General features: G+C 66.6%; 25 protein-coding genes and 2 tRNA genes. 9 read left to right on the top strand and 18 right to left on the bottom strand.

The window, feature by feature from the left end; genetic code table 11:
* Nucleotides 1-157 precede the first annotated feature (157 nt).
* Nucleotides 158-231 (bottom strand) — tRNA-Ile (locus tag AB4Z42_RS27535).
* Between the two features lie 69 nt (nt 232-300).
* Here AB4Z42_RS27535 and AB4Z42_RS27530 point away from each other — a divergent pair.
* Nucleotides 301-954: a nitroreductase gene (locus AB4Z42_RS27530; RefSeq protein WP_442012423.1), complete on the top strand. Its 654-nt coding sequence runs from the start codon at nt 301-303 to the stop codon at nt 952-954.
* Here AB4Z42_RS27530 and AB4Z42_RS27525 read toward each other — a convergent pair.
* The 5 genes from AB4Z42_RS27525 to AB4Z42_RS27505 are packed head-to-tail and all read right to left on the bottom strand — an operon-like array spanning nt 948 to nt 7,637.
* Nucleotides 948-1,796 carry a carboxymuconolactone decarboxylase family protein gene (locus tag AB4Z42_RS27525; RefSeq protein ID WP_442012422.1) on the bottom strand — a complete coding sequence of 283 codons (849 nt, stop codon included), beginning with the start codon at nt 1,794-1,796 and terminating at the stop codon, nt 948-950. The two genes, AB4Z42_RS27530 and AB4Z42_RS27525, sit on opposite strands and share 7 nt — an antisense overlap.
* A gap of 7 nt (nt 1,797-1,803) precedes the next feature.
* Nucleotides 1,804-3,180 (bottom strand): metallopeptidase TldD-related protein, encoded by a 1,377-nt coding sequence (locus tag AB4Z42_RS27520; protein WP_442012421.1) that lies wholly within the window; start codon nt 3,178-3,180, stop codon nt 1,804-1,806.
* Nucleotides 3,181-3,183: 3 nt separating this feature from the next.
* Nucleotides 3,184-4,701 carry a TldD/PmbA family protein gene (locus AB4Z42_RS27515; protein ID WP_442012420.1) on the bottom strand — a complete coding sequence of 506 codons (1,518 nt, stop codon included), beginning with the start codon at nt 4,699-4,701 and terminating at the stop codon, nt 3,184-3,186.
* A 42-nt stretch (nt 4,702-4,743) separates the two neighbouring features.
* A complete protein-coding gene (locus AB4Z42_RS27510) occupies nt 4,744-5,592 on the bottom strand; it encodes a CbiQ family ECF transporter T component (protein ID WP_442012419.1) in 849 nt (282 codons plus the stop codon).
* Nucleotides 5,589-7,637, bottom strand: coding sequence for an ABC transporter ATP-binding protein (locus tag AB4Z42_RS27505; protein ID WP_442012418.1), 2,049 nt, complete (start codon nt 7,635-7,637; stop codon nt 5,589-5,591). The genes AB4Z42_RS27510 and AB4Z42_RS27505 overlap by 4 nt, the downstream gene beginning before the upstream one ends.
* Before the next feature lie 98 nt (nt 7,638-7,735).
* On the opposite strand from AB4Z42_RS27505, the gene AB4Z42_RS27500 reads away from it, so the two are divergent.
* Together AB4Z42_RS27500 and AB4Z42_RS27495 are read left to right on the top strand one after the other, a co-directional pair.
* On the top strand, nt 7,736-8,170 hold the full coding sequence (locus AB4Z42_RS27500; protein WP_442012417.1) for a MarR family winged helix-turn-helix transcriptional regulator: 435 nt from the start codon (nt 7,736-7,738) through the stop codon (nt 8,168-8,170).
* A gap of 77 nt (nt 8,171-8,247) precedes the next feature.
* Nucleotides 8,248-9,453 carry an MFS transporter gene (locus tag AB4Z42_RS27495; protein ID WP_442012416.1) on the top strand — a complete coding sequence of 402 codons (1,206 nt, stop codon included), beginning with the start codon at nt 8,248-8,250 and terminating at the stop codon, nt 9,451-9,453.
* Between the two features lie 55 nt (nt 9,454-9,508).
* Here AB4Z42_RS27495 and AB4Z42_RS27490 read toward each other — a convergent pair whose 3' ends face one another.
* Nucleotides 9,509-10,615: an esterase-like activity of phytase family protein gene (locus AB4Z42_RS27490; protein WP_442012415.1), complete on the bottom strand. Its 1,107-nt coding sequence runs from the start codon at nt 10,613-10,615 to the stop codon at nt 9,509-9,511.
* Nucleotides 10,612-11,334, bottom strand: coding sequence for a VIT1/CCC1 transporter family protein (locus AB4Z42_RS27485; protein ID WP_442012414.1), 723 nt, complete (start codon nt 11,332-11,334; stop codon nt 10,612-10,614). The genes AB4Z42_RS27490 and AB4Z42_RS27485 overlap by 4 nt, the downstream gene beginning before the upstream one ends.
* 116 nt (nt 11,335-11,450) lie before the next feature.
* On the opposite strand from AB4Z42_RS27485, the gene AB4Z42_RS27480 reads away from it, so the two are divergent.
* Both AB4Z42_RS27480 and AB4Z42_RS27475 read left to right on the top strand, forming a co-directional pair.
* Nucleotides 11,451-13,373, top strand: a complete 1,923-nt coding sequence (locus AB4Z42_RS27480) for an acyl-CoA dehydrogenase family protein (RefSeq protein WP_442012413.1) — start codon at nt 11,451-11,453, stop codon at nt 13,371-13,373.
* 110 nt (nt 13,374-13,483) lie between these two features.
* Nucleotides 13,484-14,320: a hypothetical protein gene (locus AB4Z42_RS27475; RefSeq protein ID WP_442012412.1), complete on the top strand. Its 837-nt coding sequence runs from the start codon at nt 13,484-13,486 to the stop codon at nt 14,318-14,320.
* Between the two features lies 1 nt (nt 14,321).
* Here the strand turns inward: AB4Z42_RS27475 and AB4Z42_RS27470 are convergent, their stop codons facing one another.
* The 3 genes from AB4Z42_RS27470 to AB4Z42_RS27460 form a co-directional block, all read right to left on the bottom strand.
* On the bottom strand, nt 14,322-14,534 hold the full coding sequence (locus AB4Z42_RS27470) for a thiazole synthase (protein ID WP_442012411.1): 213 nt from the start codon (nt 14,532-14,534) through the stop codon (nt 14,322-14,324).
* Nucleotides 14,531-14,872 (bottom strand): hypothetical protein, encoded by a 342-nt coding sequence (locus tag AB4Z42_RS27465; RefSeq protein ID WP_442012410.1) that lies wholly within the window; start codon nt 14,870-14,872, stop codon nt 14,531-14,533. The genes AB4Z42_RS27470 and AB4Z42_RS27465 overlap by 4 nt, the downstream gene beginning before the upstream one ends.
* An 86-nt stretch (nt 14,873-14,958) precedes the next feature.
* Nucleotides 14,959-15,031 (bottom strand) — tRNA-Asn (locus tag AB4Z42_RS27460).
* A gap of 149 nt (nt 15,032-15,180) precedes the next feature.
* On the opposite strand from AB4Z42_RS27460, the gene AB4Z42_RS27455 reads away from it, so the two are divergent.
* The gene (locus AB4Z42_RS27455; protein ID WP_442012409.1) at nt 15,181-15,435 is read left to right on the top strand and encodes a hypothetical protein; all 255 of its coding nucleotides are present in this window, start codon (nt 15,181-15,183) and stop codon (nt 15,433-15,435) included.
* On the opposite strand, the gene AB4Z42_RS27450 is transcribed toward AB4Z42_RS27455, so the two are convergent.
* The 3 genes from AB4Z42_RS27450 to AB4Z42_RS27440 all read right to left on the bottom strand — a co-directional run bounded on the left by AB4Z42_RS27450 (nt 15,432) and on the right by AB4Z42_RS27440 (nt 19,079).
* The gene (locus tag AB4Z42_RS27450; protein ID WP_442012408.1) at nt 15,432-15,755 is read right to left on the bottom strand and encodes a DUF7155 family protein; all 324 of its coding nucleotides are present in this window, start codon (nt 15,753-15,755) and stop codon (nt 15,432-15,434) included. The two genes, AB4Z42_RS27455 and AB4Z42_RS27450, sit on opposite strands and share 4 nt — an antisense overlap.
* Before the next feature lie 65 nt (nt 15,756-15,820).
* Complete coding sequence (dnaG, locus tag AB4Z42_RS27445; RefSeq protein WP_442012407.1) at nt 15,821-17,746, bottom strand: DNA primase; 1,926 nt, start codon at nt 17,744-17,746, stop codon at nt 15,821-15,823.
* 34 nt (nt 17,747-17,780) lie between these two features.
* Entirely contained in the window at nt 17,781-19,079 is a 1,299-nt protein-coding gene (locus AB4Z42_RS27440; RefSeq protein ID WP_442012406.1) for a deoxyguanosinetriphosphate triphosphohydrolase, read from the bottom strand.
* Here AB4Z42_RS27440 and AB4Z42_RS27435 point away from each other — a divergent pair.
* The gene (locus AB4Z42_RS27435; protein ID WP_442012405.1) at nt 19,078-21,108 is read left to right on the top strand and encodes a TPM domain-containing protein; all 2,031 of its coding nucleotides are present in this window, start codon (nt 19,078-19,080) and stop codon (nt 21,106-21,108) included. The genes AB4Z42_RS27440 and AB4Z42_RS27435 overlap by 2 nt on opposite strands.
* Here the strand turns inward: AB4Z42_RS27435 and AB4Z42_RS27430 are convergent.
* Entirely contained in the window at nt 21,105-22,523 is a 1,419-nt protein-coding gene (locus AB4Z42_RS27430) for a glycine--tRNA ligase (RefSeq protein WP_442012425.1), read from the bottom strand. The two genes, AB4Z42_RS27435 and AB4Z42_RS27430, sit on opposite strands and share 4 nt — an antisense overlap.
* A gap of 36 nt (nt 22,524-22,559) precedes the next feature.
* Between AB4Z42_RS27430 and AB4Z42_RS27425 the strand changes: the two genes are divergently transcribed.
* A complete protein-coding gene (locus tag AB4Z42_RS27425; protein WP_442012404.1) occupies nt 22,560-22,955 on the top strand; it encodes an ArsR/SmtB family transcription factor in 396 nt (131 codons plus the stop codon).
* Complete coding sequence (locus AB4Z42_RS27420) at nt 22,952-23,353, top strand: Fur family transcriptional regulator (RefSeq protein WP_442012403.1); 402 nt, start codon at nt 22,952-22,954, stop codon at nt 23,351-23,353. Before AB4Z42_RS27425 ends, AB4Z42_RS27420 begins: the two co-directional genes overlap by 4 nt.
* A 7-nt stretch (nt 23,354-23,360) precedes the next feature.
* Here AB4Z42_RS27420 and AB4Z42_RS27415 read toward each other — a convergent pair whose 3' ends face one another.
* The 3 genes from AB4Z42_RS27415 to recO are packed head-to-tail and all read right to left on the bottom strand — an operon-like array spanning nt 23,361 to nt 25,481.
* Nucleotides 23,361-23,783, bottom strand: a complete 423-nt coding sequence (locus tag AB4Z42_RS27415) for a hypothetical protein (RefSeq protein ID WP_442012402.1) — start codon at nt 23,781-23,783, stop codon at nt 23,361-23,363.
* A 23-nt stretch (nt 23,784-23,806) separates the two neighbouring features.
* Complete coding sequence (locus AB4Z42_RS27410) at nt 23,807-24,691, bottom strand: decaprenyl diphosphate synthase (protein ID WP_442012401.1); 885 nt, start codon at nt 24,689-24,691, stop codon at nt 23,807-23,809.
* The gene (gene recO, locus AB4Z42_RS27405; protein ID WP_442012400.1) at nt 24,639-25,481 is read right to left on the bottom strand and encodes a DNA repair protein RecO; all 843 of its coding nucleotides are present in this window, start codon (nt 25,479-25,481) and stop codon (nt 24,639-24,641) included. The genes AB4Z42_RS27410 and recO overlap by 53 nt, the downstream gene beginning before the upstream one ends.
* Between the last annotated feature and the right edge of the window lie 60 nt (nt 25,482-25,541).

Here is a 25,541-nt window from a genome sequence, read left to right as displayed (position 1 = left end):
AACACGGCCTGATACCTCTGCTCGGCCACGCTCAACTCCCTCATCAAGAGAGTGTCAAGGATCAGCCGAAACCACTGTCAAGCATCAGCCGAAACACCGTCAGGCATCACCCGACATAGAAACGTCAAGCATCAACCGACGTCATACACCTCAGACGTGGGGCGGGCGGGGCTCGAACCCGCGACCAACGGATTATGAGTCCGCGGCTCTAACCGACTGAGCTACCGCCCCTACACACAGTTTTGCGGCACCAATGGTCGCATACGCTCCACATGCCGCACCTGCGGTGGGAGGAGCACCATGTACGACCTCGAACAGGCCATCACCGACCGCCGCTCGATTCGCATGTTCCAGAGCGACCGGCCGGTGCCCCGCGAACTCGTCGACGAGGCCCTGGAGCTCGCTGTGCGGGCGCCGTCGAACTCCAACATCCAGCCCTGGCACCTGGAACTCGTCTCGGGTCCCGCGCTGCAACGCCTGGTGGCCACCCTCATGCACGAGGCCCGGGCCAAGCCGCCCGTCGTTCCGCAGCTGCCGCAGTCGTTCGCTCATCAGCGCAGCGACCTCGGCAAGGTGGTGTACGGGTCGATGGGCATCACCCGCGACGACATCGACGGCCGACGCGAAGCGGTCCTGCGCAACTGGGAGTTCTTCCACGCGCCGCTGGCGGGAATCGTCTGCATGCACCGCGACCTGGACCACGTCGACAGCCTGGGCGTCGGGATGTTCCTGCAGACCTTCGTCCTGTCGCTGACCGCGCGAGGTCTGGGCACCTGCGTGCAGGTCTCGATCGCGGGCTACCCCCACATCCTGCACGCGCAGTTGGCCATCCCACCCGAGTACCGGATCCTGTGCGGACTCTCGATCGGCTATCCGGATCCCGACTTCCCCGGCAACCAGCTACACATCCCGCGAAATCCGATCGGGGACAACGTCGTCTTCCACGACTACTGACCCGCTGACACCGTCTGCCCGTCGGCGTCGACGGAAAACAGCTCGGTGCCCTCCTCCACGAGCGCAGCATCGACGCCAAGCGACACCATGATCTTGTTGGCCGCGTTGCGCATGACGTCCAACGTCAGCTCGAATGCCTGGTCGTCGGAGAAGTGCTGCCGCACCGCGGCCGCCACGTCGGGACTGATTTGCGACGGCGTCCAGATCAGCGCATCCACGTACCGCAACGCCGCCTTCTGCGCATCGGTCAGACCCTCGGCGGATTCAAACTGCTCGATCTGGTCGTAGAGATCCTCGGAGCCGCCGGCCTCCAGCGCGTTGGTCTCCCGCCGCGACTTGCACAGCCGGCAGTTGTGCTGCGCCGCCCCACGCAACCGGACGATCTCGGTTGTCACCGGGTCGAGCGCCTTCAGCCGGGCCACCGCGGGCAAGAACCCGTTCAGCAGAGCATCGGTCGGGTCGGACTCGTGGTCCCATTCCACGGTTTCGCCGTTGCGCACCTTGCCGAGCCCAAGCGCGTCGAGGCCCGCACGCACGCGGGGGACGAAATCGGCGACGAAGATCATCACGACGGTCCGAAACACGTTGTCGCCCAACACGGACGCCAACTGCTTACGCTGATTTGCGCCGATTCCCGACACGTCGATGGCGAACTGTTCGGTGAACGCCGCCACGACGGACTCCGGTTCGGAAACCCCCTCGTCCCAGTCCAATTCCATCGGCAGCGGACGCAGCGACAGCGCCCTGCCGCACGTCAGCCGCGTCAGCGTGTCGATACGCCCGTCCCCCGAGGACATGGCGATCAGGGCGCCGACACGGTCGGCCAGGTTCTCGTCACTCACCAGTGGATTATTGCGCCTGACTCACAGAAGACATGTGAAAGTCGGGGATCCGCAGCGACGGCATCGTCACCCGCGTCACCCAGTCGCCCCATTCCCGTGGCAGCGTGCGGTCGGTCGCGCCGGCTTCGGTCGCCCGCCGCAGCAGGTCCAGTGGGCTCTCGTTGAACCGGAAATTGTTGACCGCCGCCGTCACCTCGCCGTCCTCAACGAGGTACACCCCGTCTCGGGTCAGCCCCGTCAGCAGCAACACCGCCGGGTCGACCTCGCGGATGTACCACAACGTGGTCAGCAGCAGGCCGCGCTCGGTGCTCGCGATCATGTCCGCCAGGCTCGCCGTCCCGCCGGTCATCAGCAGGTTGCCCGCAGGCACTGCCACGGGTGCGTCGAACTCCGCCGCCGACGCCCGCGGATAAGTCAGGGTGCTGACGGTGCCGTCGCGGATCCAGTCCGCCCGCCCGACGTCCATCCCGTTGTCGAACACCGACGCCCGCTCCGACGACGCCGCCGCCGTGACGAACGGCGTGCACGCCAACCCGTTCGCGTGTGGATCCGAGTACAGCGTCAACGGCAGATCGGTGAGCTTCTCCCCCACCCGCGTTCCGCCGCCGGGAGCCGAGAGCGCGGTGCGACCCTCCTCGGCGCCACGGCCGTCCATCGACCACCACAGGTAGATCATCATGTCGGCCACCGTGGACGGAGGCATGATCGTTTCGTACCGTCCGGCGGGCAGCTCGACGCTGCGCCGCGCCCAGCTCAGCCTCGTCGACAGCCGCTCGAGGAGCGAATCCGTTGGTACATCATAGAAGTCGGGTGTGCTGAAGCCCACCCACGCGCTGGCGTCGTCACGCTTACCGTTGATCTCCACTGACCCGGTCGGCTGGGTGTAGCGCCGCCGCAAACCATTCGACGTGGCCAAAAACGTCGTCTCGACCTCATGCCGGGCGAACCCGTACAGCTGATCGGCACCGCTGAACCCCCGCGCCGCGAGGCTGCCGGCCACCCCGAGGAACGCCTGCACGCTGGTGCCGGGAACCGGGGCGTCCCAATCGGCGGGTGCGTCGCCGCCGGGCAGCGAGGGTGCCTGGTCCCGCGCTTCGGGCGCAGACCGTGCGGTGTCCTGCGATGCGGCCACCAGAGCGGCGATCGAAGCCGGATCCACCTCACTGGACTGCACCGACCCGATTCGCGCGGTGTCCCCTTGGCGCACAATCGATATCACAGTCGTTGTGCGACTCACCGATTCGCCGTTGGTGGTCATCGAATTGCCCGCCCACCGCAACGACGCGTCCGCGCGATCACTGACCAGGACGATGGTCTCGTCGGCTCTTCCGAGTCGGCTGGCCTCGGCCAGCGCGACGTCGACTACCTGCTGTGCTCCGATCACCGACTACCGCCCCGACTCATCACGCGTATTGAGCACGTTCACGCCGCGGAACAGCGCCGACGGGCAGCCATGGCTGACGGCGGCGACCTGACCGGGTTGGGCCTTGCCACAGTTGAATGCACCGCCGAGGCGCCACGTCGACGGTCCGCCGACGGCTTCCATCGATCCCCAGAAGTCGGTCGTGATCGCCTGGTAGGCCACATCGCGCAGCTGGCCGTCCAGGCGGCCGTCGCGAATACGGAAGAAGCGCTGCCCGGTGAATTGAAAGTTGTAGCGCTGCATATCGATCGACCAGGATTTGTCGCCGACGATGTAAATACCGTCCTGCACTCGGGCGATCAGATCGTCGGTGCTCAGGTCGTCGACGCCGGGCTGCAGCGAGACGTTGGCCATCCGCTGTATCGGCACGTGATGCGGCGAATCGGCGTACGAACAGCCGTTGGACCGTGCGACACCAAGGCGGGGGGCGAACACCCGGTCGAGTTGATAGCCGACGAAGATCCCGTCGCGCACCAGGTCCCAGCTCTGCGACTGCACCCCTTCGTCGTCGAAACCGACACTGGCCAAGCCGTATTCGACGGTCCGGTCCGCGGTGACATTCATGATCGGCGAGCCGTAGCGCATCGAGCCGAGCTTGTCCGGCGTGGCGAACGACGTACCTGCGTACGCCGCCTCGTAGCCGATCGCGCGGTCGTATTCGGTGGCGTGCCCGATCGATTCGTGGATCGTCAGCCACAGGTTCGTCGGATCGATCACCAGATCCGTCGGCCCGGCAATAACGCTGGGCGCCTTGGCCTTCTCGGCCAGCAACGCCGGCAGCTGCGCAAGCTCGTCTGACCAGTTCCACACGTCGTCGCCCGCGACGACCTCCCAGCCCCGCGCCATCGGCGGCACCAGCGTGCGCATGGTTTCGAAGGTGCCTGCCGCGGGGTCGACGGTCACCGCTTCGAGCGTCGGCATCAGCCGCACCCGCTGCTGCGTGATCGACGAGCCGAAGGTGTCGGCGTAGAAGGTCTGCTCCTTCATCGCGTGCAGCCCGGCCGAGACGTAGTCGACGCCGTCGGCGGCCATCAGCCGCCCGGAGTACTCGCCGAGCACCGCGATCTTGTCCGACGCCGCGACCGCGAACGGGTCGATGCGGTAGTCCGAAACCCAGCTGACGTCGGAGTACACCGGCTCGGGGGCCAGCTCGATGTGCTCGGCGTTCAACGGCTTCAGCGTCGCCGCCACGTGCACGGCCCGGCGGGCGGTCTCGGCGGCCGTGGCGGGGTCCAACGCGGCGTGGGAGGCGAAACCCCACGTGCCGTCGACGATCACCCGCACCGCCAGGCCGATCTCGCGGTTGACGACAGCGGCCTCCAGCTCGATGTCGCGCAGCTGGATGTGTTCGGTCGTGATCGCGTGAATTCGCAGGTCGGCGTAGCTCGCTCCGGCGGCCGTCGCCGCGGACAGTGCCGCATCGGCCAGCTCATGGCGCGGCAGCTCGAGGAAGTCGGCGTCGACTCGGCGTTGCGCTGTCACGCCACCACCGTAATAGCGGCCGTATCGACCCGCTTCAACGACTCAGGTCGTGACGGCGCTGGTACCCAGGATCGTGAGCTCCAGTGCGAGTGCGCCGCCACACACCGCGATCACGATCACGAACGCCCACAGGTCGATCATTCCCGGGCGTGACGGTGACGCCGAGATCTGACCCGCACCACCGCGGGCGGTGATGGCGTCGCCCATCTCGTCGGCCCTGCGCAACGCGACGGTGATCGCCGCCGCAAGCAGGTCGACGATTTCGAGCCAGACGCTGCGAAAGCGCCCGCGCCTGGTGATCGCCACGTCCTTCGGCCTCAGCCTGCGCGCCGCGTACAAGACACGGAACTCGTCGATCAGCATCGGGAAGGCGCGCAACGCCAATGCCAGGGCCACCGCCCATTCGTCGACCGGTATCCGCAGCACACGCAGCGGCCGCCCCAATTTGGCTACGGCGGGCGCGATTTCGGCGACGTTGGTCGTCCACGACACCATGGCGCCGAGGCCGAGCAGGACGATCGACAGCAAGGTGATCCGCAGGAAGTTGAAAAGACCTCCGAGGCCGATCTGGATCGAGCCGACGTCGATGACGGGGCTACCGCCCGCAAAGGTGGCGGTGAGGCCGCCGAAGAACGCCAGAATCCAGAGCCAGCCCGGAATCGAGGGCAGCGTGCCCCGCGGGATCCGCGCGATCCACGCGGCCACCAGGACCAGGAGGCCAACCGCTGCGATGGGAACCCAACCCGGATAGAAGGTCATCAGGACGCCGATGCCCGCCACCATAAGGAGTTTCGAGCCTGCCCACATGCGATGGACCACGCTGTCGCCGGGTACGGGCCGCAGCAGCACGACCGGCCTCCGTTGCCGCCGGTTCGCGGTCGGGGCGGTCACGACCTGCCTCCCGCCGTGGTCGGTATCGGTGCCAGTACCCCGTCCTGAAGATGCAGGATGCGGGGACACACCTCCTCGAGACCCGAGAAGTCGTGGGAGATCATGACCAGCGTCAGTCCGGCGTTGCTGCGCAATTCCGCCAGAAGTCGCAGCAGCCCACGCTGACTCGCCGCGTCCAGTCCGGCGAGCGGCTCGTCGAGGATGAGCGCGCGCGGCGAACGGGCCAGCAGCCCGGCGAGCACCACGCGGCGCATCTGTCCGCCGCTCAGTTGATCGATACGTCGCTTCGCCAGCGCCGAATCCAGGCCGACCATGGCCAGCGCTTCAGCGATCCGCCGACGGTCATGATGTGAGAACCCGGCCGCCGAGGCGATCTCCAGGTCGACGCGGCCGCGCATCAGCTGCAGCCGCGCAGCCTGGAACGAGATCGCCACGGCGCCAACCTGATCCGAGACCGGCGTGCCGTCGAGTAGGCAGCTGCCCGCGGTCGGGACGGTGAGTCCCGCCATGATCCACGCCAGTGTCGACTTTCCGGATCCGTTGAGTCCGTGGATCAGCAAGCCATCGCCCTCGTTGACGGTGAAGGTGATATCGCGCAGAGCCGTTGCGGCCCAGGGTGTCCCGCTGGCGTAATTGTGGTTGACGTTGTTCAGTTGCAGGACCGGCGTGTCGGAGTGGTGACCGTGCACCACTGTCGCCGCGGGCGCCGAGGCGGTCTCCACCATCTCCATGTTGTCGGCCGCGCCACCGTTGCCGGTGAGATTCACGGTGCGGTCGGCGGCGTCCGCCTCGTCGTTGTAGTGGGTGATGTGCACCAGCGACATGCTGTGATGCTGCGTCAGCCCGGACAGCACCGACATCAATGCGCCACGACCGTCCTGGTCGACCATGCTGGTGACCTCGTCGGCGATCAGCAGGGACGGCTCACGGGCCAGCGCCCCCGCCACCGCGAGGCGCTGCAGCTCACCACCGGACAGGCCGCCGGTGTCGCGCTCGGCCAGCCCGTCCAGGCCGACCTCACCGAGCAGCTTGTGGATGTCGGTGGTCGTGCCGGGCGGCAGACCCCACACCACGTCGTCGGCCACCCGCGTTCCCAGCACCTGACTCTCGGGATGCTGCATGACGACCGCCGTGCCACCCAGCCGGCCCAGCCCTGCGGCACCGGGCCGTTCGACAGTGCCTGCGGTGGGTTCGCGACCGGCGAGCATCAGCATCAGCGTCGTTTTGCCCGAGCCGTTCGCGCCGGTGATGGCGAGGTGCTCGCCAGGCTCGACGGTGAGCGACACCGGGCCCACCGCATCGTGATCGGCGCTGGGATAGCGGAAGCGGACGTCGTGCAGACGCATCGGGACGGGGGCGATCGTTCCCGTGTCGGCCGAGGAATCGAGCTTGTGCACATCGGGAATGCCGGCCAGTCGCGACAGCACACGCGACAACGCCCACCAGCCGATGAGGGTGACGATCGCGATCGTCACCGTCGAGTACGTGAAGAACAGATAGGGCCAGTAGTCGAGAGCGGTGGCGAAGTCGCGCTTGAGTTTTTCGGCAAGATGTTCCGCGTTGGGTATTCGCGCGATGATCGCGGCGAGTCCGTTGACGTTGGCGGTCACCGACTCGAAGATCAGGTGGCGCAGCCGCGACAGGCCGGCCAGCGCCCCCACGAACACCGCGCCCAGCAGCGCGCCAGCGACGAGCGAACTGAAGAAGACGGTGGTCGTACCACGTCCGCGGCGCTTCACGATGCCGGTCAGTCCACCGATGTAGGCACAGTTGATGACGACCATGAAGCCGCCGAGGCCGGCGATCAGAAACGCGATGATCGCGCTGGCCACCGTCGCGGTGAACAGCACGCGCACTCGGTAGCGGTAGGCCAGCAGGCCCATCGGAACCGTGCCGAGCAGCGAAAGAGCGCCGGCAAACGGGACGACGACGGAGATGATCGCCGTGGCGGCCGACATCGCCGCGATGACCGAGGCGTGGGCGAGTTCGGCCGGACTCAGCGAACCCGAACGCCGAGACATGCTCGAGTCCCCGGTCACGGTCATTGCACGATTCTGCCAGGCGCATCCTAAGAGGATTCTTTGCCTCGCTGCTACCAGCGAACAGTTTGAACTGCATAGTAAAACTATGTAATCTTGTGCCTATGACACAGACCCTCGGAGCTGACCTGCTGTCTGTGGTCGCCCGGATCAATCGACTCGCCACACAGCGCGCCCGGCTACCACTGCCGTTCGCCCAGGCTCGGCTGCTGTCAACCATCGAGGACGAGGGGGCCACCCGGATATCCGATCTCGCCGCGCTCGATCACTGCTCTCAGCCGACGATGACGACGCAGGTCCGCCGACTCGAAGACGCCGGTTACGTATCGCGCGCCGTCGACCCGGGCGATGCGCGGGCCGTCCTGATCCAGATCACGCCCAAGGGAGTCGAAACGCTGAGGCAGGTGCGAGTGGACCGTCGCGCCGCCGTCGACCCCTATCTCGAACGTCTTGACGAAGCGGATCGGCAGACACTCAGCGATGCCGTCCGTGTGCTGCGCGGCCTCCTCGCCGACGCCGCCGCTGCCCCCCGAGTGTGATTTCGGCGTGCTGAGTACCGCTGAGCGTGACTTTGCACGCCGAAACCACCGCAACAAGTAAAGGAGCACTCGCCCATATGTGGCGCCAACCCAAAGCTGTCTGGGCCGTTGCCTTCGCGTCTGTCGTCGCGTTCATGGGTATTGGTCTTGTCGACCCGATCCTCAAGCCGATAGCCGATAACCTCGACGCGACGCCGTCGCAGGTGTCGCTGCTGTTCACCAGCTATATGGCGGTGATGGGCGTGGCCATGCTCATCACCGGTGTGGTGGCGAGCCGGATCGGCCCGAAGCGGACGTTGCTGCTGGGCCTGGTGGTGATCATCGCCGGTGCGGCGCTGGCCGGCATGTCGGAGACCGTGTCGGAAATCGTTGGCTGGCGCGCACTTTGGGGATTGGGCAATGCGCTGTTCATCGCGACGGCGTTGGCGACCATCGTCAACTCGGCGCGCGGCTCGGTGGCACAGGCGATCATCCTGTACGAGGCCGCGCTGGGGCTGGGCATCGCCGTCGGTCCGCTGGTCGGTGGCGTTCTCGGGTCGATCTCGTGGCGGGGCCCGTTCTTCGGCGTGTCGGTACTGATGGCCGTGGCGGTCGTCGTCACCGCCTTCCTGCTGCCGTCCACCCCTCCCGCCGGGCGGGCCACCACGTTGGCCGATCCGTTCCGGGCGCTGCGACACCGCGGACTGCTGGGCGTGGCGATCACCGCGCTGCTGTACAACTTCGGCTTCTTCACGCTGCTGGCGTTCACGCCGTTTCCGTTGGACATGAGCGCGCACCAGATCGGGCTGATCTTCTTCGGCTGGGGTATCGCGCTGGCGTTTACCTCGGTGGTCGTCGCGCCACGACTGCAGCACCGCTTCGGCACGGTGCCAACGCTTTTGGTGAACCTTCTGGCGATGACGGCGACGCTGGTGGTGATGGCCGTCGGCACGGAGAACAAAGCCGTGCTCGCGACGTGTGTGGTGCTGGCCGGCCTGTTCATCGGCATCAACAACACGCTGATCACCGAGACCGTGATGAAGGCGGCACCGGTCGAAAGAGGTGTGGCCTCAGCGGCTTACAGCTTCGTCCGGTTCTCCGGTGCGGCGTTGGCGCCGTGGCTGGCCGGTGTGCTCGGCGAGCGGATCAATGTGCACGTCCCGTATTGGGTCGGCGCGGCGGCCGTGCTGCTGGCAACCGCTGTCCTGGCGCTCACTCGCTCGCACCTGACGGGCATCGACGATGAGGAAGAGGCCGACGAACTCAGCGAGGCGACGGCGATCACCGTCGGCAGCGACAGCTAGGGGGCGATTTCGGCGTGCTGGGTACCGCTGAGCGAGACTTGGCACGCCGAAATCACTAGATAGCGAACGCGTAGAACTGCGTCACCTGCTCCGCCGAGAAATTGTCATCGGTGACCAGCACCACGACCTGCCTGCCGTCCGGCAGCTTGGGGCCCAACGTGATTCCCTCGACGTTGTCCAGATGCTGCACCTCGGGCATCGTCGACAGGTCGGCGACCAGGCTCTTGGTCATCGCCGCAGGCGCCGCACCACTTAGCGACGGTCGGCCCAGCACATTATCGGCTCCTGCCGTGCTCGCCCGGTAGATGCGCGCGACATTGCGGGTACCGTGCGAGCGTTCGACCACCAGGAAGGTGTCGTCGTCGAGTGCCACCAGATCCGACAGCCCGTTCGCGCCGCCATTCGGCGCGGTGATCGGGTCGAGCGGGTAGGCGTACTGCGCAGTCGGCTTGCCCGTCGACACGTCGAACCGGGTGACGCGGGTGACGGCGCCGATGTCGGCCGTCGGCAGGCTGCCGTCGTTGAGGCCGGGGTCCTCCATACCTGCGAACAGAAAGCTGCCGCTCGGCGTCAACGTGAGACCTTCGAGAGCCTCGTTGGTCCGGGGCCCGGTGTCCCGCTGCGACATCGACAGCCCGGGCGGCAGCTCGAATTGGGCGCGGAACGCACCGTCGAGCCCCGCGACGCGGACCCACGGATCCGACAGCAGCGGCCGCTTCGGGTTCTTGACGTTCCGCTCACCCTCGCTGGACCAGTACAGCTGTTGACGGCGCTCGTCGAAGGCGATGCCCTCTGGATCCGGCGGTATCACCGGAGGTGTCGCGTCGGGCGACAGCGGCGGGAACGGCGCGCCGGTCCGATCCAGCAGTGAGGTGGTGTCGAGCCACTCGATACCGATAAGTCTGTTGTCTCCGAACGTGATTCGGACGGTGTAGAACCGTGCCGGGTTCTTCGCCGAGCGGTCGTCGCTGATCACGTAGTAGACCTGACGCCCCGGGTCGTAGCTGATCGCCGAAAGGCCGCCGACCGCAGTGTCATCGAAGACGTAGGTGGTCGGAAACTCGATCTGCCCCAGGTACGCCAGGTCCGTCGACTGGGTGGGCGCGGGACTGCAGGCGGCAATCAACAAAGCGGCGGCGAACAGGGTGCGCCGCAGTTTCACGTGATGACTGTATCGATCAACGTTCCGACTGCGTAGGTGGCGGCGATGGCGATGGCTCCGAATGTCAGCTGCCGCAACGCTGCAAACCAGATCGACCGCCTCGTGAAACGAGCGGCGATACCGCCTGCGACGAGCAGGCCGATACCGCCGCACAGCAGTCCGGCCCACAACGATTCGAATCCGAGCAGGTACGGGACCAGGGGGACGATCGCGCCGATCGTGAACATCAGGAACGACGATCCCGCCGCGACCCACGGCGAGGGCTTCTCGCGTGGGTCGACGCCGAGCTCCTGAATGAGGTGGAAGTTCAGCGCGCGACTCTCGTCACGGTGGACCTCTTCGGTGGCCTTGGTCGCGGTGTCGCGGGTCATCCCCATGTCCATCAGCATCGCCACCAGCTCGCTGCGCTCCGCCTGTGGATGCTTGCGGAAGGCGCGCTCCTCGACGAGGACCTCGGATTCGATCTGCTCGTTGGCGGTCTTCACCGACGTGTACTCCCCCAACGCCATCGAGAACGCGCCCGCCAACATCCCGGCCACACCGCTGACCAAGACCGTATGCGCACTGGCCGCTGCCGCGACACCGGCGATGAGGGCGGTGTTGCTGACGAGGCCGTCCATCGCCCCGAAGGTCGCCGCCCGCAGCCACCCGCCCGTCACGTCGGCGTGCCGATGACCGGCGGTGTGGGGCACACCGGTGGGTGCCGTCGATTTGGCCATGCCCGACTCTGTCACAGGGTCGATTCAACGTCACAGATATCGGCTGGTCTAGCTAGGTTTGGCTACGTTTGGCACATCACAGTTTCGACGAGCCTTCGAAAGGCTACGGTCGAGTTATGACCACCACTGCGGAGCATCTACGCAACACTCTTGACGGCCGTTGGCGCGACGTAAAGAACCGGATGCGGGAAGAACTCTCCAGCGAGGTGTTTCGTCCGCACTACACGCCCAACACCGTCATCGCCAGGACCAAGGTGGCCGAGCAGCTGAAGATCATGGCGTCTCAGGGGGCGGCTGAGGACGGCTTCAAGAAGGAGCACGGCGGCAACGGCGACGTCGGCGCGGCGGTCACCCAGATCGAGATGCTGGCGATGTCGGACCTTTCGCTGATGGTCAAGGCCGGCGTGCAGTGGGGGCTGTTCGGCGGCGCGATCGAGAACCTGGGCACCGAACGCCACCACGAGGCGTACGTCCAGAAGATCATCAACCTCGAGCTGCTCGGCTGCTTCGCCATGACCGAGACCGGCCATGGCAGCGACGTGCAGTCCCTCGAGACCACCGCGACCTACGATCCCGCGGCGCAGGAGTTCGTCATCGACTCCCCCACCCGTACGTCACGCAAGGACTACATCGGTGGCGCCGCCGAAACCGCGCGGGTGGCAGCCGTATTCGCACAGCTGATCACGCCCGACGGGGAGGGCCACGGCGTGCACTGCTTCGTCGTGCCGATCCGCGACCACGAGGGCAACGACCTCCCGGGCGTGACGACCACGGATTGTCATTACAAGGGTGGGTTGCCCGGCGTCGACAATGGGCGCATCCAGTTCGATCACGTGCGCGTCCCGCGCGAGAACCTGCTGAACAAGTACGCCGACGTCGCCGAGGACGGTACGTACTCCTCGCCCATCGAGAACCCCGGTCGCCGGTTCTTCACGATGCTTGGCACCCTGATCCGCGGCCGCGTCACCGTCGGAGGTAGCGCCGGCGGGGCCACGCGGGTGGCTCTCGACATCGCGACCCGGTATGCGTTGGAGCGCAGGCAGTTTGAGGCGCCCGGCGACGACAGCGAAGTGCTGATCATGGACTACCTGGTGCACCAGCGCCGGTTGTTCCCACTGATCGCGCAGTCTTATGCGCTGCAATTCGCGCAGAACGAGCTCGTCGCCAAGTGCCACGAGCTGCAGACATCGGAGAACCCCGACGTCGAGGAACAACGCGAGTTGGAGTCCCGCGCAGCGGGTCTCAAGGCGGCCAACACCTGGCATGCGACCCGCGCGATCCAGGAGGCACGCGAAGCCTGCGGTGGTGCGGGCTATCTCGCCGAGAACCGGCTCATCGCGCTGAAGGCCGACACCGATGTGTTCACCACGTTCGAAGGTGACAACCACGTGCTCACACAGTTGGTGGCCAAGGAGCTGCTGACCGCCTACGCCGACGACATCAAGGGCATGAGCCCCGTCGAGTGGGTGCGGTTCGCCGCCAACTTCGCAGGCGAGCGGGTGCTGAAACGCACTGCGGCGCAGACGATCATGCAGACGATCATCGACACCCGCCAGGACAACGAGGAAGAGGGCAGCCTCTTCAACCGCGGCACCCAGGTCAAGATGTTCGAGGACCGCGAGGAGTACATCGTTGCGTCGGTCGCGCGGCGGCTGCAGGGCAAGTCCAAGGAGATGTCGCCGTTCGATGCGTTCAACGCGGTGCAGGACCATGTGCTGCACGCCGCGCGCGCACATATCGAGCGGATCATCCTCGAGGCGTTCGTCGCGGGAATCGATTCCTGCGAGGACGACGAGGCCCGCGAGATCCTCAACATGGTCTGCGATCTGTACGCGTTGTCGATGATGGAGCAGGACCGCGCCTGGTTCATGGAACACCGCTTCCTGTCCACCGAGCGCGCCAAGGCCGTCACCCGCGGAATCAACGAACGCTGCCGCAATCTGCGGCCCCACGCCTTGACGCTTGTCGAGGGGTTCGGGGTTCCTGAGCAGCTGCGTTATGCCGAGATGCTGCACCCGGAGCACATCGTCGACACGTAAATGGTGCAGCTCGGCACAATCTGCCCGTTTATTAGCCCAGGATGGCCTAACCCTGACAAAATGCTGTGCGTTGAGTCCACGCAGACTTGCCAGGTTCGAAGGGGTAGTCGATGTCTCGCCGTCCCAAAGTAAATCTCTCGGCCGTCGCCGTGATCGCCGTCATCGCCGCAGTCGTGGGTGCGTTTGCCCCGCCGGCTGACGCGCTCCAGGTCCAGAACCACGATCGCATCACTCGCGATGCGCTCACACCGCTCGGCGTCGATCAGACGGCGATCGGGCAGATCCTGGTCGGTCCCCCACCGGGCGCAGGAGCGGTCGGCAGCGACGCGTTCTTCGCCGATGACTTCCGCCACATCGACAACGCCAACACCCCGGTCGCAATCTGCGATCTGACCCAGCAGGCGTGGAATTTCTTCACCCCGCTGATCCTTGCCGGTGCCCAACCTTCGGGTCCCGGTGGCAGCGACCTGGTCGACGGTCCGGGCGCGCGCGCCGCGTTCGGCGGGCTCGCACACGCTCTGCAGGACTTCTACTCTCACTCCAACTGGGTCGAAGACAGCATCGCGATCAATCAGCCCGACCGCATGCCGCCGCCGCTGATGCCCACCTGCGACCCGGCGACCTTCCCGCCGGGCCTGCACACCGGATTCTTCGAAGTCAGTGCCCACCACGACGATCCGCTGGCGGGCTGCCCTCCCGGAGGGCCGCCGCCGGGGTTCATCGAGTGCCATTCGACGTTGAACAAGGACAACTGGAACACGCCACGCGGCGGCATCATGGTGCCGTTCTCCAACCCGCCGATCAACAATTTCGAACTCGCCGCGCAGCTGGCCACCAGGGCCACCACCGATCTCTATTGGCAGATCCACGAGCTGGTGGCCGCCGATGCGGGACCGTGCGCCGCGGACAACCTGTTCCAAGCCGACCGGCATCAAGGCTGCTGGTAAGTCAGCTCACTAGTTGGGCGGTGGCATGCGCCACCGGCAGCGTCTCCCATGCGTCGAGGTCGGGTTCGAAGGCGTCGGCCAGCATTTCGACCATCGCCGTGAAGTAAGCGCTTGCGTCGGCCAGCGCGGTACCGAGGATTCCGGGTGAAGTGCGTCGTATCAACATGCGCTGAGACTCGGATATGGGCCTTGGAGATTGCTTGGAAGTGGTCATTCGGCGCTCCTTTCGGGCTTGGCCTCGGCCTTGTCGGAGACGGGCTTCGGCTGGGGCGCCGGTCGAGGTGCCTTGCGCTCTGCGGGAGCCTTGACGACGGCGTGGTCCGCAGGGCTCACCGTCTCTGCGGCGACCAGCGGTGTGGTGAGCCCCAGCGCACCGATCGCCAAAGCGCCTACGACGAACCCCCGAACGAGGTGACGATTTCGGGTCGATGCGGTCATGGTGTTCTCTCCTTCGTGCGGCGTGTTGAGAGAAATGATGCCGATCCACCAGGAGCGTCCGTAATCGCCCAGTAGCCAGATTCCGCCAATGATGCGATAGAAATTCCTATCCACCAGGCAAGGGTTCGGAGCACGGCTCGATAGCCCTGCGAACTGATGCGGAAGACCCTCTATATATGGCCGAAATGTGAGAACACTTGCTCCCCCGGCTGGACTCGAACCAGCAACCCTTCGGTTAACAGCCGAATGCTCTGCCAGTTGAGCTACAGGGGACGGCTCGCCCGCGATGTCATGTCAGCGCGGACCGAGGGATGACTTTAGCGCACCATCTGCTCGCGCCGCCAATGCACCGCCACCCCGCGCGCACCCAGGCAAGTGAGGCAGGATGGACAGGTATTGCACCGTCGTCCGGGAGGGGCCTTGTGATCCGGTATCTCGCCGTTTTGGGTGTCGGCTACGTGTTGGGCACGAAGGCGGGCCGACGCCGATACGAACAGATCGCGGGAACCTACAAGGCGGTCACCGAGAGTCCGGCGGCCAAAGGGTTGATCGACGCAGGCCGCCGCAAGATCGCCGATCGGGTATCGCCGGATCCGCCGATGGTCACGCTGACAGAAATCGACAACGGTACCGCTGTCGTCGGCCCTGAGGCCGCGCAGGAGAGCCGTCCGCGCTAGCCGATTCCGCGGTTGATGGTCGAGCCGGGCAGCATCGGCCCGGTGGTGACTCCGATGCCGCCGCCGGGCATGCTGCCGGAGTTCGGACCGTAGATGCCGACCGCAGGCGTTCCCATGTTGACGCCGTTGCCCTGGGAGTAGCCGAGGCAGTGGCCATCTTCCTGGTTGCCGAACCACGCCAGGCATCCCGGGGGAAGCGCCACGGCTTCAGAACCGGCGGAGGTGGTCAGGGCAGATGCAGCGAACGGCGCCGCGACTGCGGCGACTGCAAACGCGCCTGCGGCAATGAACCGCCGCGCCTGGTTCTTAGTCGATGTCACGAAGTTGCCTTTCCTACCGTTCCCCGACGGTTGATCGCGGACCTACCCTATCGCGTTACGCGTGTTCACGCAGTGAGGTCGTCGCCGCTGGCTTGTTCCAGCAGGCTGCGGCGATACGCCTCCATCGCGACAAGATCACCGAACAGTGCGTGGTACTCGTCGCCTTGTTCCACGGGTGACATTCGCTGCAGTTTCGACTTCACCTCGGCGATCTGCCGTCCGACCCACACTTCCTGCAGCCGGGCCAGCACACCGGCGATGTAGCGCGGCATCCTGTCGTCGTCGTCGACGTTGATGGCCTCCACGCCGAGCTCCATGACCAGGCCCGCGCCTGCCTCGGATGCCGCCTGCCCCCGCACCGCATCGATCCACTGGCCGCCCGAGTGGCCCGCGGCCGCACCGCCTGCCGCGCCGATCGCCGCCCGAACCGCGGCGTAGCCGGGATGGGTGAAACTCTCAACCGTCAGCGAGTCGAACACCGGCCCCGCCAGCGCCGGATACTGCAGAGCAGATTTCAGCGCTTCTCGTTGCGGCCACAGCGTCGGGTCGGCGGGATCGGGGCGGACGGTTTTGGGCGCGGCGGCCCGCGCCTGGCGCGGCGCACCGTGTTCTGCCGCCGCGGCGCGACGCCTACCGCCGCGCTCTGGCATGCCGCGCTTCTGCGCTTCCTCTCGCACCCTGGCGATCACCTGCGCGACGTCGGCCCAGCCGACCCAGCCCGCCACGCGGCGGGCGTACTCGTCGCGCAGCATGCTGTCCTTGATCCCGGCGACCATCGGCACGCACTGCCGCAAGGCGTTCACACGGCCTTCCGCGCTGTCGAGGTCATGTTCGGCGAGCGCCGTGCGAATGGCGAATTCGAACAGCGGGGTTCGTCGCGCCACCAGGTCCCGCAGCGCCCCGTCGCCGGACTTCAGCCGCAGATCGCACGGGTCCATCCCGTCGTCGGCCACCGCGACGAAGGACTGCCCCGCGAGGTTCTGTTCACCCTCGAAGGCCTTGACGGCCGCCGCGCGTCCGGCTGCGTCGCCGTCGAAGACGTAGATCAATTCTCCGCGAAAGAAGTTGTCGTCCATCATGAGTCGTCGCAGCATCGACAGGTGCTCGTCACCGAATGCGGTGCCGCAGGAGGCGACGGCGGTGGTCACCCCGGAAAGGTGCATCGCCATCACATCGGTGTAGCCCTCGACCACGACCGCCTGATGCCCCTTGGCGATGTCACGCTTGGCCAGGTCGAGGCCGAACAGCACCGACGACTTCTTGTACAGCACGGTCTCGGGCGTGTTGATGTACTTGGCTTCCATCTGGTCGTCGTCGAAGATGCGTCGCGCCCCGAAGCCGATGATTTCGCCGCCTGCGGCCCGGATCGGCCACAGCAACCGGCGGTGGAAGCGATCCATCGGTCCACGACGGCCCTCGCGCGACAGACCCGCGGCTTCGAGCTCCTTGAACTCAAACCCCTTGCGCAGCAGATGCTTTGTCAGCGTCTCCCACCCAGACGGGGCGAATCCGCAACCGAACCTCGCGGCAGCCTCTGCGTCGAAGTTGCGCGTGGTCAGGTACTCACGCGCCGGGGCGGCTTCGTCGGTTTTCAGCGCCTCTGCATAGAACTCCTGGGCGGCGGCGTTGGCCGCAAGCAGCCTGCTGCGGCTCCCTCGATCGCGCTGCACGTTCGTCGTCGAACCGCCCGTATAGGTGACGGTGTAACCCACACGGTCGGCCAGCAGCTCGACCGCCTCGACGAAGCTGACGTGCTCGATCTTCTGGAGGAACGCGTAGACGTCGCCGCCCTCGCCGCAGCCGAAGCAGTGGAAGTGGCCGTGGTTGGGCCGCACGTGAAACGACGGGGACTTCTCGTCGTGGAACGGGCAGAGGCCCTTCAGCGAGTCGGCGCCCGCCCGGCGCAATTGCACATAGTCGCCGACGATCTCCTCGATGCGAACGCGTTCACGTATGGCCGCGATGTCACGATCGGGGATGCGGCCGGCCACCGGGCCAGTCTAGAGCGCCCGGCGTTGGGCGCGGTCACACTGAAGCCGGTTCCAATCGCTCCAATCGCCCCTCTGTGAATGACGCGACCTGGTCGATGACGACCCGCAACCGGGCGCCGTCGGTGGCAGCGGCGTTGAACGACGGGACGAAGATCGGATCGAGTGTGGCGGGTGCGCCTGCGAGGGTCCACTCCACGACGCGGTGGACGCGGTCGCGCTGTTGCGCCTGAAGGTCCAGGTGTCGCGGGTCGGACATGATGAACTGCAGCGCGAGGATCTTCAGCACCGCCACTTCGGCCCGAACCAATTCGGGCACTCGAAGCTCGGTCCGGTAGCGCACCAGCGGACCGGTTCCGGCGACCTCCCGGGTCGCAGCGATGGCCGCGGACGCGAATCGCCCGACCAATTCACTGGTCAGCCGCTTGAGCGCGACGGACGCGGCGAGCGTGGCGTCGTACTTGCCGACGGCGGCGACGACGGGCAGGTCCGACAGCCGGCCCGCGGCGGCGACCAGATCGTCGGCGCACAATCCTGCGCCCATCCCGCTCGACTCGCCGAGCCGTCCCAGCTCGGCGGCCGCGTCGTCGTCGGCCAGCACGCGCATGTCGATCCGGCCGGAGACCACACCGTCCTCGACGTCGTGCACCGAATAGGCGACGTCGTCGGCCCAGTCCATGACCTGGGCCTCCAGGCACGGCCGCTCGGCGGGGGCACCGGACCGGACCCAGTCCGCGGCGACGGCGTCATCCTCGTAGAAGCCGAACTTGCGCTGTCGCTCACCCCGGCGCCAGGGGTACTTGGTCACCGCATCCAGCCCGGCGCGGGTGAGGTTCAGCCCGGCACTGTGTCCTTGGGGGTCAAGGACTTTGGGCTCCAGACGGGTCAAGATGCGGAAGTTCTGCGCGTTGCCCTCGAAGCCACCGTGGTCGGCGGCGACCTCGTCGAGCGCACGCTCGCCGTTGTGGCCGTACGGCGGATGCCCGATGTCGTGGGCCAGCCCGGCCATATCGACCAGGTCGGGATCGCAGCCGAGGCCGATCGCCATGCCACGTCCGATCTGGGCGACCTCCAGCGAATGGGTCAGCCGGGTGCGCGGGGTATCGCCCTGCCGGGGCCCGACGACCTGGGTCTTGTCGGCCAACCTGCGCAGCGCGGCGCAGTGCAGCACTCTGGCCCGGTCACGGGCGAAGTCGGTGCGGTGCTCGGTGTCGGTTCCCGGCAAAGCGGCACCCTTGCGCGGTTCGACCACCAGCCGCTCTCGGTCGAACTCGCTATACGGATCCTGATTCGCTGCCACCGCCGCACAGTCTGCCAGTACTAGATTGGCCAGCATGCGCATCGCCCGCTTGCTCAGCGTCGTGCTCGCAATGCTGGCCGCCGGCCTCCTGCTGGCTCCGGTCACGGCGGCCGAACCACCCTTCCGGGTGCCCGACTACGTGACCGACAGGGCCAATGTGCTGTCGCAGAGCCAGCTTGCACAGGTCGAGAGCGCCGTCGATGACTTGTACAACGAGAAGCGCGTTCGACTGTGGGTCGTCTACGTCGACAGCTTCGACCAGGATCCCGTCGGCTGGGCGCGCGTCACGATGCAGATCAGCAACTTCGGCGACTACGACGCGCTGTTGGCGGTTGCCACCGGTGAACGGTCATATGCATTCCTCGTGCCGACGGATGTGGCCAGCCAGTCCGAGGCGAGCGCTCTGCAGCGCGACACCATCGAACCCGCCCTGCGCCAGCGTGATTGGGCGGGGGCGGCCGTCGCCGCAGCTCAGGGTTTGGAAACACCCAGCGCGGCGGGCTCGTCGTCGGGCTCGGGCATCACCTGGTACGGCCTGCTGGCCGCACTGGCGGTTTTCGCCCTGATCATTCTGGGACTGTGGCTGTGGGCGCGGCGACGGCGTCACAAACGGCGCGAAGCCGAGTTCGCCGCGGCGAAGCGGGTGGATCCCGCCGACCCCAACGCGTTGGCCGCCGTCCCGATCGACGCGCTCGACGATCTCTCCAAGATGATGGTCGTCGATGTCGACAACGCGGTGCGGACCAGTGAAAGCGAATTGGCCTTGGCGGTCGACGAATTCGGCGCCACGCAGACCGAACCCTTCAGCAGGGCCCTCGGCAACGCCAAGACGACGCTGGCGCAGGCGTTCAACGTCCGTCAGATCCTCGATGACGCCGTACCCGAGACAATGCAGCAGCGCCGCGACCTGCTCACCCGCGTCGTGGTCGCCGCGGCCAAGGCCGACCGGGAGCTGGACGCGCAGTCGGAGGCCTTCGACAAATTGCGTGACCTCGTGATCAACGCGCCCACCCGGTTGGACAGCCTGACCCAGCAGATGGTCGACCTCACCGCCCGCCTCGGCCCGTCGGAGCAATCGCTGGCGGCACTGCACAGCCAATTCGACGCTGCCGCACTGACTTCGGTCGCCGAGAATGTCAACACCGCCAAACAGCGGTTGGGTTTCGCGGATCAGAACATCACCACCGCTCGTACGAGCGTCGCCCGCCCGGTCGGCCAGCAGATGGGTCTGGTCGACTCGATCCGCGCCGCGGAATCGTCGCTTGGGCAGGCCCGTTCGCTGCTCGATGCCGTCGACAGCGCGGGCGCCGACATCAATCGCGCCGTCGCGGCGTTGCCCGAGGCGATCGCCGACCTCCAGAACGGCGTCAATCAGGCCAATGGTCAACTGCAGCAGGGCAAGACGCCCCATCAGAGCGAACTCACCGCGGCTCGCGATCAGGCCGCGGCCGCCATCGCCGACGCCCAGAAGAACGGCAGCGCGGACCCGCTCGGGACCTTCACCCGCCTGACCAAGGCCGACGCGGACCTGGATCGACTGCTGGCCAGCGTGACCGAGGAACGCCAGGCCGCCGAACGCCTGAGCCGGGCGTTCGACCAGGCACTGTTCTCGGCGCAATCCCGCGTCCGGGGCGTCTCGGACTTCATCGACACCCGCCGCGGCAGTGTCGGGCCGGAAGCCCGCACCAGGCTCGCCGAAGCCGTCCGCCAACTGCAGGCCGCGCAGGACATCAGGGCGACGAACCTCAGCGAGGCGATCGCGCACGCCAACGGCGCCGACATGCTGGCCGGCCAGGCGCAATCGCTGGCCAGCAGCGATGTCCAGGCGGCGCAGCGGTCCTACACGTCCGGCTGGGGCGGGGGCGGCAGCGGATCCGACATGGGCGGGGTGATCGGCGGCATCATCATCGGCAACATCCTCAGCGGTGCATTGCGCGGCGGGTTCAGCGGCGGTGGCTTCGGCGGTGGCTTCGGCGGTGGGATGGGGATGGGCCGGACGACGTCGTTCGGCGGCTCGTCGCGTTCGTCGGGGCGCAGCTACAGCGGCGGCGGCGGCCGCTTCTAGGCGCCCTTGAGTCGGGCGGCCAGATAGTCGCTGACGGCGTCGAGCGCGACGCGATCCTGCGTCATCGCGTCCCGCTCGCGGATCGTCACCGCCTGGTCCTCCAGCGAATCGAAATCGACCGTGACACAGAACGGCGTGCCGATCTCGTCCTGGCGGCGGTAGCGCCTTCCGATGGCGCCCGCGTCGTCGAACTCGATGTTCCAGAACTTGCGCAGTTCGGCGGCGAGGTCGCGCGCTTTCGGTGACAGGGCCTCATTGCGCGACAACGGCAGCACCGCGGCCTTGACCGGAGACAACCGCGGATCGAGCCGCAGCACCGTGCGCTTGTCCACGCCGCCCTTGGCGTTCGGCGCCTCGTCTTCGTGATAGGCGTCGACCAGGAACGCCATCAGCGACCGGGTGAGGCCGGCTGCGGGTTCGATGACGTACGGCACGTAGCGCGTATCGGTCGCCTGGTCGTAGAACGACAGGTCGACACCGGAAGCCTTCGTGTGGTTGGTCAGGTCGAAGTCAGTGCGGTTGGCCACGCCCTCGAGCTCACCCCACGGGTTGCCCTGGAAGCCGAACTTGTACTCGATATCGACCGTGCGGGTGCTGTAGTGGGACAGCTTCTCCTTCGGATGCTCGAAGAGTCGAAGGTTGTCGCGGTCAATGCCGAGATCGACGTACCACTGCAGCCGGGTGTCGATCCAGTACTGGTGCCATTCGGCCGCCGTCGACGGCTCGACAAAGAACTCCATCTCCATCTGCTCGAACTCACGGGTGCGGAAGATGAAGTTGCCCGGCGTGATCTCGTTGCGGAAGCTCTTGCCCGTCTGGGCAATTCCGAACGGGGGCTTCTTGCGCGCCGTCGTCACCACGTTGGCGAAGTTGACGAAGATGCCCTGCGCCGTCTCCGGCCGCAGGTAGTGCATGCCCTCCTCGGTCTCGATCGGACCGAGGTAGGTCTTGAGCATCATGTTGAAGTCGCGCGGCTCGGTCCACTGGCCCTTGGTGCCGCAGTCCGGGCACACGATCTCGGTCATCGGCACCGAGTCGGGGTCGTCGAGTCCTTTCTTCTCGGCGTACGCCTCCTGCATGTGATCCTGCCGGTGGCGCTTGTGGCAGTTCAGGCACTCGACGAGCGGGTCGTTGAAGGTCTTGACGTGTTCGGAGGCAACCCACACCTCACGCGGCAGGATGACCGCGCTGTCCAGGCCGACGACGTCGTCGCGGCCGGTGACCACCGAGCGCCACCACTGGCGCTTGATGTTCTCCTTGAGTTCCACCCCGAGCGGGCCGTAATCCCACGCCGACTTCGTGCCGCCGTAGATCTCGCCGGACTGGAAGACGAGACCGCGACGCTTGGCGAGGTTGGCGATGGTGTCGATGATGGAAGCCACGACGAAACAGCCTAGCGACCTGCCGCACCGCATTGACATGCGGAAGTCTGCATGTATTCTGGCGCCATAATGAAAACGGTTTCCACTTTCGCCGGTAACGCGGGCTCTCCCGACGAGCATCAGGTTCCCGCCGAGGACGGACACGACCACAGCGGTGAGCCGTTTCCGGAGCTACCACCCCGCGACGTGCTCGACACCTCCGGCGACCTGCTCCGCGCGCTGGCCGCTCCGGTGCGCATCGCGATCGTCCTGCAACTGCGCGAATCGGCGCGCTGCGTCCACGAACTCGTCGACGCGCTCGCGGTCCCCCAACCGTTGGTCAGCCAGCACCTGCGGATCCTCAAGTCCGCCGGTGTCGTGGCGGGCGAGCGGTCCGGCCGCGAAGTGATGTACCGCCTTGTCGACCATCACCTTTCCGACATCGTCGTCTCGGCCGTCACTCACGCGGAGGAGGGCCACGCGTGACACCCCCCGCCACAGGCGTCCGCTCGACCCGGCAACGTGCCGCGGTCTCCGCGCTGCTGGACAAGCTCGACGACTTCCGGTCCGCCCAGGAGCTGCACGACGAATTGCGCAGGCGCGGTGAAGGGATCGGGCTGACGACCGTGTACCGCACACTGCAGCAGATGGCGGCGGCCGGTGTGGTCGACACACTGCGCACCGACACCGGCGAAGCGGTGTACCGGAGATGCTCCGACGATCATCATCACCACTTGGTGTGCCGTGCGTGCGGATCGACCGTCGAGGTGCAGGGCGGTCAGGTCGAGACGTGGGCAGCCGAAATCGCGCGCGAGCACGGGTTCTCCGATGTCAGCCACACCATCGAGATCTTCGGTCTCTGTGGCGCGTGCACGACAAGCTGACACGCTGTCAGGTCAGGGCGCGCCGCACATCAGAACCGGTGGCCAGCACCATCAGGATGAGCGTGCGTAACGCATCGTCGCTCAGCCCCGCAGCCGGAAAGTTGTAGCGCAGCAACACGTCCGCGGCCTTCTTCGAATTGCGCTTCGCCCCGGCTGCAACCTCCTTGTGGCCACTCTTCGCAGCAAGGGACACCGTGCCCAGCAGCGTGTTGTGCGCATGATCGGCCACCGCCGCTCGCAGTTTGGCGTCCAGCGGCAGATCCCAGGCAATGATTTGGGTGAGCGACACCAACTCCAGTCCCTCGGCGATGTCGACCACCCGCAGCGACGCGATGGTGCCGTCGTGGTGCACCGTGATCGCGCCGTCGTCTTCCCGCTTCAGCGGCAGAACCTCACCGAGAACCTCCGCCAGCCGCTCCTGCAGCGTCATCTAGGACCGACCGCTCAGGCACATCATTCGGCTCTGCCGAATCTGCGGTTGCGCTGTACATACTCCTCGCACGCCGCCCACAGGTCGCGGCGGTCGTAGTCGGGCCACAGCTTGTCCTGAAACACGAACTCGGCGTAGGCCGCCTGCCACAACAGGAAGTTGCTCGCCCGCTGCTCCCCTGACGTCCGGATGAACAGGTCGACGTCGGGAATGTCGGAGCGGTGCAGGTGCTTGGCGAACGCCGCCTCGCTGATCCGGGCCGGGTTGATCTTGCCGTCCACCGCCTGCTGCGCAAGCTCTCGCGTCGCCTCGACGATCTCGGTGCGGCCCCCGTAGTTCACGCAGTAGTTGATCGTGATGACGTCATTGTCGACGGTCATCTGCTCGGCGATGTCGAATTCCTTGATGACGCTGCGCCACATGCGGGGTCGCGATCCGACCCAGCGCATCCGCACGCCCATGTCGTTGAGGTTCTCGCGGCGCCGACGGACCACCTCGCGGTTGAACCCCATCAGGAAGCGCACCTCCTCGGTGCTGCGTTTCCAGTTCTCGGTCGAGAAGGCGTACACCGTCAGGTGCTTGATCCCGATTTCGATTGCTCCGCAGGTGATGTCGATGAGTACGGCCTCACCCATCCTGTGTCCTTCAGTGCGGTGCAGCCCGCGCTGGGTGGCCCACCGTCCGTTGCCGTCCATCACCACGGCGACGTGGCTGGGCACCTGGCCGGCCGGGATCTTCGGCGCGGCGGCCTTCGACGTGTGTTGGGGCGGCCGGGCGAACTTGCCGTTGCTGCGCGGTGTGAGCTCGGGGAAGACGACGGGCCAGCTCGACTTGTCCGGAAAGGTGGGATAGTCCTCAGGCGCCGGGGGCAGCTGCGGGTACCTCTCCTTGCCCCTCTTGGTAGCCATGGGCCACATCCTGCCCGACCAGCGACACTCTTAGGTCAGCGACTGTCTGATCGACCCGGTACATCCGCTCGACCAGCGGCAACGTCCGCAGCTGACGTTCCAGGTGCCACTGCAGATGTGCGGCGACCAGACCACTGGCCTGGCTGCGATGCGACGACGTCGACGTCTGCGCGTGCTCCCAGTCCCCGTCGTACAGCGCAGCCATCAGATCCAACACCGGCTGCGGCGGCGTCGCCGACCCCGACGGCCTGCAATGCACGCACACACTGCCCCCGGCCGCAACGTGGAACGCCCGGTGCGGACCCGGCGCCGCGCAGCGGGCGCATTCGGTCAGCGCCGGCGCCCAACCGGCGATTCCCATGGCGCGCAACAGGTAAGCATCCAGCACGAGTTCGCGGGGTCGGCTGCCGTCGGCCACCGCCCGCAACGCGGCGACGGTCAGCCGGTGCAGCGCGGGCATCGGCGCCCGTTCCTCACTCGCCAAGCGCTCGGCCGTCTCCAGGACCGCGCATGCACAGGTGTAGCGGCCGTAGTCGCTGACGATGTCGATGGCGAACGCATCGATGGCCTGGACCTGGGTGACGATGTCGAGGTTCCGGCCGGGATGCAGCTGAACATCGATGTGCGCGAACGGCTCCAGCCTGGCCCCGAACTTGCTGCGGGTGCGCCGCACACCCTTGGCCACCGCGCGCACCAGCCCATGATCGCGGGTGAGCAAGGTCACGATCCGGTCGGCCTCGCCGAGCTTGTGCTGACGCAGCACCACCGCTCGATCCCGGTACAGCCGCATCACAACAGTCTCCCATTGCGATCCGACAGATTCCGGTATGCAGCGCCGATATTCTTGTAC

This window comes from Mycobacterium sp. 2YAF39 (assembly GCF_052114565.1).
Taxonomy (GTDB): Bacteria; Actinomycetota; Actinomycetes; order Mycobacteriales; family Mycobacteriaceae; genus Mycobacterium.
Note: the sequence above shows the minus strand (reverse complement) of the source record. Positions and strands in the feature narration are given on the sequence as shown.